Below are 12070 nucleotides of genomic sequence, written 5' to 3'. Positions count from 1 at the left end.
TCGGCGTCGCGGTCGGCCTCGCGCTGTGGCTGCTCGGGCTCGGGCTCGGCTACGGCCTCTTCTACACGGGGCTCGTGGAGACGGAGACGCTCATCGGCGTCCCCGTCCCGAACGAGACCTTGCTGGCGGTGATACAGGCGCTGAAGGTGCCCGCGCTCGTCGTCGCCACCGGCCTCGTGTTCGGGCTGCTGGGGTTCGCGCTCGGCGCCGGCGGGCTGCTCGCGGTGCCGTACATGCGGTCGAACTCCCGGGAGCGCGAGATTAACATGCTGCTGCCCGACGCCGTCTCGTTCATGTACGCGCTGTCCATCGGCGGCATGAACCAGCTGGAGATTCTGGAGGCGATGGCGAAGGCCGACGACACCTACGGCGAGGTGGCCATGGAGTTCCGCAGCATCGTCCAGGAGACCGAGTACTTCGACACGGACTACCGGTCGGCGGTGCGGAACCGCGCGATGGAGACGCCCAGCGACGAGCTCAGCCAGTTCCTCACGGACATGCTCTCCATCATCAACTCCGGCGGGGACATGACGGAGTTCCTCTCGGACAAGAAGGACAAGCACATGCGCACCGCCAAACAGCAACAGGAGCTCACGCTCGACACGCTGGAGCTGTTCGGCGAGATGTACATGACGCTGTCGCTGTTCCCGCTGCTGCTCATCATCATCCTCGTCATCATGAGCATGCTCGGGCAGGCCCAGATGCAGCTGCTGTACGCGACCGTCTACGTGCTCACGCCGGTCGTCGGCCTGGGCTTCCTCGTGCTCGTCTCCACGGTCAAACAGGATGAACTCGGGGACGGCTTCCTCGAGTTCGAGGGCGAGGAGGCGGGCCGCCGCGAGCCCGGCCTCCTGAACCTCGGCCTCGTGGAGCGGTTCGTCGGCGAGTACGCCATCTTCGACCGCGTGAAGCGCCGCGAGGGCACCTACGAGACCAAGCAGGTGATGCGCCACCCCGCGCGGTTCTTCCGCGACAATCCCCTTTTCACGCTCGCGTTCTCGGTGCCCGTGACGCTCGTGCTCGTCGCGAACGGCGTCCTCGCGGGGGTCGCGCCGACGTCCCTCGACGGCATGGTCGACGCCCCAATCTGGGGGACGTTCCTCTACGTCTACCTCCCGCTGTACATCATCGGCGTGCCGCTGGCGGTGTTCCGCGAGTGGAACGTGCGCTCGCGGCGCCGCATCACGAACAAGCTCTCGGACAACCTTCGGAAGCTCTCCTCGGCGAACGACACGGGGATGACGATTCTGGAGTCCATCGGCGCCGTCTCGGAGACGACCAGCGGGAAGCTCGGCGAGGAGTTCGAGACGATGTACGCGAAGGTGAACTACGGCACGAGTCTGAAGCGCGCGCTCGTCGAGTTCAACAACAAGTACCACATCCCGCGGCTCGCCCGCACGGTGAAGCTCATCACGAAGGCCCAGGAGGCGTCCAGCCAGATCACGGCGGTGCTGTCGACGGCCGCGCAGGCCAGCGAGAACCAGGACGACATCGAGCGCGAGCGCCGCTCGCGGGCCCGCATGCAGGTCGTCATCATCGTGATGACGTACCTCACGCTGCTGGCGGTGATGCTCATCCTCCAGGTGAAGTTCCTCGGCACGATGAGCGGGCTGTCGACGTCCGCCGCGGGCACCGGCGGCGCGGGCGGCGCGTCCAGCCAGCTGAGCTTCGGCGGCGGCATCGACACGGACCTGCTGGGGATGATGTTCTTCCACGCGGTGACGATGCAGGGCGTCATCTCCGGGTTCGTCGCGGGGTACATCCGCGACGCGGACCTGCTCTCGGGCGTGAAGTTCGCGGTCGCGATGCCGACCGTCGCGCTCGTCGCGTTCTCCCTCGCATGACCCGAGCACAGACCACCATGGACTTCGCCGTCGGCGTCAGCGTCTTCCTCGTCACGGTGGCGTTCGCGTTCGCGTTCGTCCCCGGCATCATCACGCCGTTCGCCGACCCGGACGTCGGCGACCCGGTCTCCGTGAACCGCGTCGCGGACGACCTCGCGACCGACCGGCTCGCGTCACCGGACCGGCCGTACGCGCTCGACGCCGACCGGACGGCCGCGTTCTTCGCGGACGGCGACCCCGCCGGGGAGTTGGCGCTGCGCGACTACAAGTCGGTGAACGTGACGCTGACGACCACCGCTGGCGACGTCGCGAGCGTCGACGGCGTGCGCGCGGCGGCCGGCCAGTCCGTGCCCGACGACGCGGACGCCACCGTCGCGTGGCGGAGCGTGACCGTCGGCGGCGACCGCCACGAGCTCGTCGTGAGGGTGTGGTAGCGTGCGGGCGCAAGCGCACACCCTCGAGGGCGTCGCGGCCGCGCTGCTGGTCGTCGCGACGGTCGCGTTCACGATTCAGGCGACCGCGGTGACGCCGCTGACCGCGAGCACGGCCAGCCAGCACATCGAGACCCAGCACGAGCGCGTCGCCTCGGGGCTGCTGGCGACCGAGCGCGCGAACGGCAACCTCTCGCGGACGCTCCGGTACTGGAACGGCACCGGCGCGTCGTTCACCGACGCCGGCGACGACGGCTACTACGTCGGCGAGCCGCCCGGCGCGTCGTTCCTGCTCGCCGTCGAGGAGACGTTCGGCGACCGCGCCGTCGCGTACAACGTCAACGTCCACTACGTCGGCGAGGCGGGCGAGCGCCGCGTCCGCCGGCTCGCGTACCACGGCCAGCCGAGCGCGGACGCCGTCGCCGCCACGCGGCTGGTCACCCTCTACGACGACCAGCCGGTGACCGAACGCGACGGCGCGGCGCTCGTCCCGACCGACGAGACGGTCGCGGACGTCGACAACGCGGAGGGCGAGCGCTATCTCGCGCCGAACGCGCCCGGCCACGCGTACGCCGTCGTCGAAGTGGAGGTGGTCGTGTGGCGGACGTAGGCCCGTTCGGCGGCGACGACCGCGGCGTGTCGACGGCGCTGGGGTACGTGCTCAACGTCGGCGTCGCCGCCATCCTGGTGACGATGCTGCTGTTCTCCACGGGGTCGCTCGTGGAGACCCAGCGCGACCGCGCCGTCGAGACCGAACTGCGGGTCGTCGGCGAGCGCGTCGCGGCGGACCTCGCGGCGGCCGACCGGCTCGCGCGAGCCAGCGACGGCGGCAGCGTCCGGTACGCGGTGGACGCGCCGGGGAGCGTCGCGGGCTTCCGGTACGACGTCGCGATAAACGAGTCGGGGAGCGGGAACGTCGTCCTCGACGCCGACCGGTCGGACGTCACCGTCACGGTTGAGTTCCGCACGGAGACGCCCGTCGAAGGAGGAACTGTCTCCGGCGGCGACTTCGTCGTGACCTACGACGGCGGCGAACTGGAGGTCGAGGATGCGTAGCGTGCGCGTCGGCGGCCTCGGCGACGGTCGCGCGGTCAGCGACACCCTCGGGTTCGTCCTCGTCTTCGGCATCATCGTCTCCACGGTCGCGGTCGTCTACGTCGGCGGGTTCGACGCGCTCACGAGCGCGCGGGACGCCCAGCAGTTCGAGAACACCGAGCGCGCGTTCGAGGTTCTCGACGCGAACGTCGAAGACCTCGCGGTCCGGGGGGCGCCCAGTCGGACGACGGAGCTGTCGCTGACGGACGGCAGGCTCGGCTTCGGCGAGGAAGTGACGTTCAACGTCTCGACTGCCGACAGCGGCTACTACGAGGCGACGATTCGCCCGCTGGTCTACCGCGCGGACGACGGCGACCGAATCGTCTTCTCGAACGGCGCGCTGTTCCGGCAGTACGGCGAGAACGCGGTGCTGTTCGGGGAGCCGCGGGTCACCGCGGGCGACCGCACGCTCGTCCCGCTGGTGGACACGCGCGCCGCGAGCAGCGGCGTCTCCACGGACGACACGCGGCGCGTGCTCGTCCAGACCGAGGTCGACACGCGCGACGTCTCCCGGTTCCGGGCGGCGACGAACCTCACGGTGGAGTCGCCGCGGGCCGCGGCTTGGGAACAGTACCTCACGGAGGACGTGGGAGCGACCTGCGAGGGCCCGTCGGACGGCCGCACCGGCGAGGTCGAGTGCGCGCTCGGCGACGACGTGTACGTGCAGGCGGTCTCGGTCGGCGTCGAACTCTCGTAACCCTACTCGACGGTCACGTTCACGGCGTTCTCCGTGACGTGGAGGAACGTGACGACGCGCTCCGCGGAGGAGCCGTACTCCACCGTCCCGGTGGACTTGTCCAGTTCGACGCCCGCCGAGTTACCGTTCCCCTGCTTCTCGACGCGGAGGTCGACGTTCGGCCCCATGTCGCCGAACGCGTAGTTCACGATGGCGCCGACGGAGTCGTTCTCCAGCGGGGAGTCGCCGTCGCCGACGTACGAGAGGTTCGTCTCGCCGGTGAGGTCGAGGTGGAGCGTCGGCTCGCCGTCGTCGCAGTCGACGGTGAACGCCGACCCCGACTCCTGCACGGCGGAGTCGTTCTCCCACGTGTGCGTCGTGCCGCCGTCGTCGTACGTCGCGGTCACTTTGAGCGTCTCGTCGTCGCACGGCTTACCGCTCGGGATGTTCACGCGGAACTCCTCGGACCCGCCGCTGTCGGCGACCATCGACCAGTCCATCGGCCGGAACCCGGAGGGGTTCTTCGGCCGGAGCGTGAACGTCATCGACTGAATCGGGTCGTCGGCCGGGAGCCCGCGGAGCTCCTGTGGCGTGTCGCTGAGCGAGAACTGGCCACCGCCGCCGCGCGCGACGAGTTCCAGTTCGACGCGCTGCTCGTCCGGGAACACGGAGACGTTGCCGGAGGTGCGCGAGCGGAAGAACGACGCCCAGCCCCGGTAGTAGTCGCTCTCCACGGCGACGGTCACGGTGCCGTCCTGGAGCGGGTTCGTCCGTCCCGGCCCGGGGAACACCGAGCGGTTCGACCGGGCTTCGTTGCGCGTCACGCGAGCGGTCGGCGCGCCGCCCGCGGACTGCGCGTCCCCCGTCACGCGAATCACGGGGAGGGTGAGCGTCGCGTCGCGGTAGTTGAACTCCGGCGGCGACACCATCTCCGCGCCGGCGCCCCGCGAGTACCAGACGCCACCGCCCTGATACGCGACCTCGCTGTCGCCGTTCACGTAGACGACCGACCCCAGGGACGTGTTCAGGTACTCGGTCGTCGACCCGTCCTCGGACTCCCTGACGACGGCCATGCGCCCGGTGTCCGGACGCACCTCGTAGCTGCCGCGCTCGGCGTTCGCCAGCGTCAGCGACTGGCCGTCCGCCCGCCCGAGCGCGACGAGCGCGCTGCGCGCGTCGAAGAGGCTCATCGACTGCTCGGCGCGCTGGACCGACGACTGGTCCTGCGCGGCGTCGAGCGCGCTGCCGCCCGCCGCGACCACGACGCCGACCCCGGCGACCGTGATGGCGAGCAACAGCACCAGGCCGATGACCTCGCTCTGCCCGCGCGCGTCCATGCCTCCCCAGTTCGCCGGTGGGACGCAAGAACCTGACGGGGAGGTGTCAGCGAACGACTACGAGCGCCCGTGTGACGGCCGAACAGTAGGGAAGCCGGCAAGCGGGAGGGAAGCGCAGCCTACTGATTCAGTCGTTGATGCAGGGCGTGGCGGGAGTGAGCAAACGCTTCGCGTTTGCGAACTACGCCACGGCCGCGAGCGAACGAAGTGAGCGAGCGGGCGTGGCGGGACTCGAACCCGCGGTCTAGAGGTTAGGAACCTCTCGCCGTATCCGCTTGGCCACACGCCCTCCACGTCGAGCGAGGGCGGGCCGGAGAAAAACCGTTACGTTAGTTGTTGGACGTGCTCTCGGAGTCCGCGTCGGTGTCCGTCGAGTCCGCGTCCGTGGTAGTGGACGTGGTGTCGGTGTCCGTGGTGGTCTCGGTCTCGTCGTCGGTTTCGGGACCGTCGCGCATCTCCTGGAGCTCCTGTTCGACCTCTTCGCGGCCCTTCTGGAACTCGCCGATGGCCTCGCCGCTGGAGCGGGCGAGTTTCGGAATCTTGTTCGCGCCGAACAGGAGGACGGCGATGAGCAGGATGACTGCCCACTCCATGCCGCCCGGCAGCCCGCCGATGAACAGGGGAGTACTGGTGAACATCGCTACTCGATGGTAGCCTACTCTCGATTATAGGCTTTATGCTCCTTTCAGTGCGACAATAATGCCGTCGAACGGCCGGGAGCGGGGCGAGCGCACCCTCGCCGAGGGCGGCCGGGACGGGACCGCACTCGCGTCCGTCACACGGTTTTTCACGCCGGCCCGCGAACCACCGAGGGATGAGCGACGCCACGCAGTCCGACGGCGACCGCGAGTACGACCCGGACGCCGAGCACGCGTTCCCGGACGAGCGCCTGAACGAGGTCTTGGAGTTCGTCACCGACGACCCCGAGATCGCGACGTACCTCGAGGCCCAGAACGTCAACCCCGTGAAGCGGAAGGGGTACAACGACCACGGCTCGAAGCACATCGAGATCGTGCGGAACCGCGCGCTGCGGCTCTACGACCTGCTGAAGCGCGGGGACGTGGCGTTCAACGGCGCGGCCGATCAGGGGCTCGAGGAGGCCGACGAGGCCGTTGTGGTCGCGCTCGCGGCGACGCTGCACGACATCGGGCACGTCGTCCACCGCGACGCGCACGCGTACTACTCGATTCCGCTGGCGGCGGACCTCCTCGACCGCATCCTCCCGGAGTTCTACGCGACGCCGGAGGCCGTGCGCGTGAAGGCGGAGGTGCTTCACGCGATTCTCTGCCACCACACCGAGGAGGACCCGCTGACGACGGAGGCCGGCGTGATTCGCGTCGCGGACGGCCTCGACATGGAGCGCGGGCGCTCGCGGCTCCCCTACGAGCGCGGCGGCCGCGGCATCAACACCATCTCCAGTCAGGCCATCGACTCGGTGACCCTGCAGGAGGGCGACGAGCGGCCCGTGCGCGTCGAGATCGAGATGCGGAACGCGGCGGGCGTCTACCAGGTGGACAACCTCCTGAAGGAGAAACTCCACAAGTCCGGCATCGAGAACGACGTCCGCATCGTCGCGCTGAACACGGGCGGGGACAGCGACCAGCTCGTCGAACGCATCGAGCTGTGAGCGGTCACCGCGACGGGGAGTAGACTCTTGTCCGCACGGGGCGAAAGGGCGGAAGAACTGTGACCACCTCAGCTCGGGCGGGCGGCGCCGTCGTCGCGGCGCTCGGCCTCGCCTTCGCCGCGTTCCACGCGCGGACAGTCGGCGTGCTGTGGGACGCGCCGGCGCTCGCCGTGGTGAACGGGGTCGTGCCGTTCCTGCTGGCCGTCGCCGTCGTGGCCGCGGGCGTCCAGATTGCGCGCACCGAGGTGGTCGCCGGCCAGTTCGTCGCGCGGACGCTGCTGTGGGTGGGGTTCGGCGTGGCGGTGCTTGTGGCGGCGACGACGTGGCTGTTCGCGAGCTTCCTCGCCACCGAGCCGCTGCCGCCGAACGCGTCATCAACGCTCGTGGACGCCGCGACGCTGGGCAGCCTCACCGGCTACCTCGTGGGCGTCTACGACGCGCGCCGCCGCCGACAGCAGCTCCGAGTCGACCAGCTGAACCGCATCAACGACACGCTCCGCGTCGCAACCAGTGAGATCGTGGACTCGGACACGCGCGGTGAGCTCGAGCGGCGGGTCTGCGAGCGCCTCCAGCAGTCCGCGGCCTACGAGTCGGCGTGGATCGGCCGCTACGAGCCGGGCGACGACGTCCTCACGCCGGACGCGTGGGCGGGGCTGCCGGACGACTACTACGAGTCCATCGTCGTCGCGGTCGACGAGGACGACGATCAGGGGCAGGGCGCGGGCGGCCGCGCCATCCGGACCGGGGAGATTCAGTGCTCGCAGGACGTGCGGACGGACCCGTCGATGGAGCCGTGGCGGGAGCTGTTCGCCGAGCACGGCGTCGAGTCGGTGGCGGTCGTCCCGCTGACGGACGGCGACGACGTCTACGGGATTCTGAGCCTGTACGCCGACCGCGCGTACGTCTTCGACGAGCCCGAGCGGGAGGTGTTGACGGAGCTCGGGGAGACCATCGGGCACGCCGTCACGTCGCTGGAAGCCCGCCAGCAGCTCCGCCGCCGCGAGCGCGAGCTGGCGAGCCAGAACGACCGCCTCGAGGAGTTCGCGAGCGTCGTCAGCCACGACCTCCGGAACCCACTGAACGTCGCGGCGGGGTCGGTGGCGCTCGAGCGCGAGGACCGGGACAGCGAGGCGCTCGAGCGCGCCGCTGACGCGCTCACGCGGATGAACGAGCTCGTCGACGACGTGCTGGCGCTCGCGCGCACCGGCCAGCTGGTCAGCGAGTTCGAGCGCGTCGACCTCCGCGCGGTCGCCGAGGACGCGTGGTCGACCACGGAGACCGAGTCGGCGACGCTGGACGTGGACTCCTCGCTGGGCGCGGTCTCGGGCGACGAGAGCCGCATCCGGGAGCTGTTCGAGAACCTCTTCCGGAACGCGTTGGAGCACGCGGGCAGCGACGTCACGGTCTCCGTCGGCACCATCGAGGACGCAGCGGGCTTCTACGTCGCCGACGACGGCCCGGGCATCCCGCCGGAGGACCGCGAGACGGTGTTCGAGGTGGGGCACTCGACGGCCGCCGACGGCACCGGCTTCGGCCTGAACATCGTCCGCAGCATCGCGGAGGCCCACGGCTGGAGCGTCGCGGTGACGGAGGGCGAGGCGGGCGGCGCGCGCTTCGAGTTCACGGGCGTGGACGTCGACGCGGACCGATCGGCCGACGAACAGCCCGCGTAGCGGGACCGCGGGTCAGCGCGGCGTCAGCCCGACCGCGTCGGCGACGAGCTCGTGCGAGCGGAGCGCGTCGTCGTGGTCGGCCACGGTGTGCTGAATCATCAGCTCGTCGACGCCGACCCGGTCCGCCAGCTGTTCGAGGAGGCCGGCCAGCGTCTCGGGGCTGCCGGAGATGGCGCGCGGCCACTCGTCCTCGTCGAGCGTCGCGGGCGTGGGCTCGGGGACGCCGCCGAGTTCGTCGACGGCCTCCTTGACGGACGGCACCGTGCCGGTCTCGCCGCGTTTCAGCCGCTGGAAGGACGCCTCGGCGGTCGCGCGGAGCCGCGCCGCCGCCTCGTCGGTCTCCGCGCAGACGGCGTTGACGGCGACCATGCCCTCGGGTTCGTCGACGCCGCCCGGCAGCGCCGAGGGCTCGAACGCCTCGCGGTACTGCTCGAAGGCGTGGACCGCGAACTGCGGGCGGATGAACGCCGCGAAGCAGTACCGCAGCCCGAGCTTCCCCGCGATCTCCGCGCTGGACGGGCTGGAGCCGAGGACCCACGGTTCGGGGGCGCGTTCGGCCGAGCGCGGAATCTCGATGTCCGCGTACGCGTGGCCGTCGGGGAAGTCGTCGTGGAGGTGGGCGACGACGGCCTCGATTTTCTCGCGGTGGTCCTCGTCGGGGTTCGAGACGTGGCGGTCGGTGCCGAGCGCGCGGTCGACGGCGGGCGACCCGTTCGCGCGGCCGAGCCCGGCGTCGACGCGACCGGGCGCGAGCGCGTCGATCGCGCGAACTGTTCGGCGACCTTCAGCGGGCTGTAGTGGTTCAGCAGGACCGCGCCGGAGCCGAGTCGAATCGCGTCCGTCTCCGCCGCGAGGTGGCCGAGCAGCACTTCGGGCGTGGTGCCGGCGAGCGTGTCGCCCCGGCCGTGGTGCTCGGCGACCCAGAACCGCGAGTAGCCGAGGCGCTCGGCCTGCCGGGCGGCCGCGACGGTGTTCGCGTAGGCGTCCGTCGCGGTGCCGCCCTCGGGGACCGGCGAGAGGTCGACGACAGAGAGGTCCATGCTCGCGTTCGGGGACTGCGGGAGAAAACGGTTCGGCTCGCGGAAGCCCGGCGGTCAGAAGTTGCCGCCGTAGCCGCCCGCGCGGCCCTCCTGTTCCATCTGGCGGCGCTTCTCGTCGGGGTCGTCGCTGTACTTCGAGGGGCGCTCGCGGTGCTGGCCCCACTTGTAGAGGACGTACAGGACGCCGACCGCGGCGACGCCGGTCAGGTGGCTCGCGTACGGGAGGGCGAGCGCGTACGCGAGCACGGCGAGGACGCCGCTGGCGGCGGTGGCGAGGACCGTCCAGCGCGGCACCCACGGGGAGTCGTCTGCCATGCGAGGACCTACCAGCAGCGCGACAATAAGTCTTCTCCCCGGCGCCGGACAGGAGGAATTATGGCGCCCGCAGCACGCGTCGTTGGTATGACGGAGTTCTCCCAGCGAGTCGAAGCCATCTCCATCAGCGGCATCCGGGAAGTGTTCGAGGCGGCCGGCGAGGACGCTATCAACCTCGGGCTCGGCCAGCCCGACTTCCCGACGCCCGAACACGCCCGGCGGGCCGCCGTCGACGCCATCGAGGCCGGCGACGCGGACGCGTACACGTCGAACCGCGGGACGCCCGAACTCGTGGACGCCATCGTCGAGAAGCACGACCGCGACAACGACCTCGACGTCGCGCCGGAGGGCGTCATCGCGACCTCGGGCGGGAGCGAGGCGCTGCACCTCGCGCTGGAGGCCCACGTCGACCCCGGCGAGGAGGTGCTGTTCCCGGACCCCGGGTTCGTCTCCTACGACGCGCTCACCCGCATCGCGGGCGGCGAGCCGGTCGGCCTGCCGCTGCGCGAGGACCTCACGCTCGACCCCGCGACCGTCGAGGAGAACGTCACGGAGGACACGGCGGCGTTCGTCGTGAACTCCCCCGCGAACCCGACGGGCGCGGTGCAGTCCCCGGAGGACATGCGGGAGTTCGCGCGCATCGCCGACGAGCACGACGTGCTCTGCGTGAGCGACGAGGTGTACGAGCACATCGTCTTCGACGGCGAGCACCGGTCGCCGATGGAGTTCGCTGAGACGGACAACGTCGTCGTGGTGAGCGCGTGCTCGAAGACGTACTCGATGACGGGGTGGCGGCTCGGCTGGGTCGCGGCCAGCGAGCGCCGCGCCGAGCGCATGCTGCGCGTCCACCAGTACTCCCAGGCCTGCGCGAGCGCGCCGGCCCAGTACGCCGCGGAAGCCGCGCTCACGGGGCCGCAGGACGTCGTCGACGAGATGGTCGCCCAGTTCGAGGAGCGCCGCAACCTCGTCCTCGACGGCCTCGAAGACATGGGGCTGGACGTCCCGAAGCCGGAGGGCGCGTTCTACGCGATGCCGAAAGTCCCCGACGGCTGGGTGGACGAAGTCATCGACCGCGGCGTCGTCGTCGTGCCCGGCGAGGCGTTCGGCGAGCACGGCGAGGGCTACGCCCGCATCTCGTACGCGACCGACGCCGAACAGCTCCGCGAGGCCCTCGACGTGATGCGCGAGGCGACGAACGCGCTGCGGTAGTACCCTCGTTTTCGCTGTCGGTCGCGTAGTTCGCTCCCTGACAGTTATGCCGGCCGCGTCCCTTGATACGTGTATGCACATCACGCGGCACGGGAGTGGGGGCCGCGCGACCGTCGCGGCGCTGGCGTCACAGGTCCACCCGGTGTTCATGCTTCCGCCGCTGGCGGCCGCCGGGTTCGGCGCCGTGCTCGCGGGCGAGTTCTCGCTGGCCGTCGCGGGCGTCCACCTCGCCGCGATGTTCGCCGCCGTCTACACCGCCCACGTGAAGGACGGCTACGTGGACTTCCACGTGCGCGGCGAGGACGACGACCACCCCCTGACGGCGGCGGGCTGTCGGCTCGTCGTGCGCGCCGCGTCAGTAGCGTTCTTCGCCTGTGTCGCCGCACTCTGGTGGCTCGCCGGCCCCGGCGCCGCCGCGCTCGCCGTGCCCGCGTGGCTCGTCGCGTACCACCACGCCCCGCAACTCGACACGAATCCGGTCACGACGACGACGGGCTACCCGTTCGGCATCGCCGTCGCGCTCGTCGGCGGCTACTACGCGCAAGCCCAGAGCCTCGCGGTCCGCCCGGTCGCGTTCGCCGGCGTGCTGCTCGTGCTCCTCTCGGGCGTGAAGGTCGTCGACGACGCGCAGGACTACGACTACGACCGCTCCATCGACAAGCGCAGCGTCGCCGTCGTCCTCGGGAAGCCCGGCGCGCGGCGGCTCGCGTACGGGCTGATGGCGGCGGCGATGGGCTGCGTGGTGGCGCTCGCAGCGCTCGCCGTGTTCCCGCCGAGCGCCGTCGCCGCGGTCGCCGCGTTCGCCGTCGTCGCGCGGTTCGCC

General features: G+C 70.7%; 12 protein-coding genes, 1 tRNA gene and 1 pseudogene. 9 read left to right on the top strand and 5 right to left on the bottom strand.

Annotated features, from left to right (window positions below; translation table 11 throughout):
* The 5 genes from GJ634_RS11095 to GJ634_RS11075 all read left to right on the top strand — a co-directional run.
* Positions 1 to 1844 (top strand): type II secretion system F family protein (locus tag GJ634_RS11095; RefSeq protein ID WP_157502847.1); only part of this gene is annotated, 1844 nt, incomplete at its 5' end.
* Positions 1841 to 2278, top strand: a complete 438-nt coding sequence (locus GJ634_RS11090) for a hypothetical protein (RefSeq protein WP_157502846.1) — start codon at positions 1841 to 1843, stop codon at positions 2276 to 2278. The genes GJ634_RS11095 and GJ634_RS11090, both read left to right, overlap by 4 nt.
* 1 nt (position 2279) lies before the next feature.
* Positions 2280 to 2885: a hypothetical protein gene (locus GJ634_RS11085; protein ID WP_157502845.1), complete on the top strand. Its 606-nt coding sequence runs from the start codon at positions 2280 to 2282 to the stop codon at positions 2883 to 2885.
* Entirely contained in the window at positions 2873 to 3331 is a 459-nt protein-coding gene (locus tag GJ634_RS11080) for a hypothetical protein (protein WP_157502844.1), read from the top strand. Before GJ634_RS11085 ends, GJ634_RS11080 begins: the two co-directional genes overlap by 13 nt.
* Entirely contained in the window at positions 3324 to 4067 is a 744-nt protein-coding gene (locus GJ634_RS11075) for a hypothetical protein (protein WP_157502843.1), read from the top strand. Before GJ634_RS11080 ends, GJ634_RS11075 begins: the two co-directional genes overlap by 8 nt.
* Before the next feature lie 2 nt (positions 4068 to 4069).
* On the opposite strand, the gene GJ634_RS11070 is transcribed toward GJ634_RS11075, so the two are convergent.
* The 3 genes from GJ634_RS11070 to GJ634_RS11060 form a co-directional block, all read right to left on the bottom strand.
* Positions 4070 to 5383, bottom strand: a complete 1314-nt coding sequence (locus GJ634_RS11070; RefSeq protein ID WP_157502842.1) for an archaellin/type IV pilin N-terminal domain-containing protein — start codon at positions 5381 to 5383, stop codon at positions 4070 to 4072.
* Positions 5384 to 5599: 216 nt separating this feature from the next.
* Positions 5600 to 5672, bottom strand: a tRNA-Arg gene (locus tag GJ634_RS11065).
* 40 nt (positions 5673 to 5712) lie between these two features.
* On the bottom strand, positions 5713 to 6021 hold the full coding sequence (locus tag GJ634_RS11060; protein WP_157502841.1) for a twin-arginine translocase TatA/TatE family subunit: 309 nt from the start codon (positions 6019 to 6021) through the stop codon (positions 5713 to 5715).
* A gap of 176 nt (positions 6022 to 6197) precedes the next feature.
* Between GJ634_RS11060 and GJ634_RS11055 the strand changes: the two genes are divergently transcribed.
* Together GJ634_RS11055 and GJ634_RS11050 are read left to right on the top strand one after the other, a co-directional pair.
* Positions 6198 to 7010, top strand: coding sequence for an HD domain-containing protein (locus GJ634_RS11055; protein WP_157502840.1), 813 nt, complete (start codon positions 6198 to 6200; stop codon positions 7008 to 7010).
* A 59-nt stretch (positions 7011 to 7069) separates the two neighbouring features.
* Positions 7070 to 8683 carry an ATP-binding protein gene (locus tag GJ634_RS11050; RefSeq protein WP_197425496.1) on the top strand — a complete coding sequence of 538 codons (1614 nt, stop codon included), beginning with the start codon at positions 7070 to 7072 and terminating at the stop codon, positions 8681 to 8683.
* Between the two features lie 12 nt (positions 8684 to 8695).
* Here the strand turns inward: GJ634_RS11050 and GJ634_RS11045 are convergent.
* Together GJ634_RS11045 and GJ634_RS11040 are read right to left on the bottom strand one after the other, a co-directional pair.
* Positions 8696 to 9723, bottom strand: a pseudogene (locus tag GJ634_RS11045) (LLM class flavin-dependent oxidoreductase).
* A gap of 54 nt (positions 9724 to 9777) precedes the next feature.
* Positions 9778 to 10038: a hypothetical protein gene (locus GJ634_RS11040; RefSeq protein WP_157502839.1), complete on the bottom strand. Its 261-nt coding sequence runs from the start codon at positions 10036 to 10038 to the stop codon at positions 9778 to 9780.
* Between the two features lie 87 nt (positions 10039 to 10125).
* On the opposite strand from GJ634_RS11040, the gene GJ634_RS11035 reads away from it, so the two are divergent.
* A complete protein-coding gene (locus GJ634_RS11035; RefSeq protein WP_157502838.1) occupies positions 10126 to 11247 on the top strand; it encodes a pyridoxal phosphate-dependent aminotransferase in 1122 nt (373 codons plus the stop codon).
* A gap of 73 nt (positions 11248 to 11320) precedes the next feature.
* On the top strand, positions 11321 to 12070 hold a 750-nt coding region (locus GJ634_RS11030), incomplete at its 3' end, for a UbiA family prenyltransferase (protein WP_157502837.1).

The sequence above is a fragment of the Halobacterium sp. CBA1126 genome, from assembly GCF_009741975.1.
GTDB lineage: Archaea > Halobacteriota > Halobacteria > Halobacteriales > Halobacteriaceae > Halobacterium.
The sequence above is the reverse complement of the archived record's forward strand: the minus strand, read 5'-3'. Positions and strand labels throughout refer to the sequence as shown.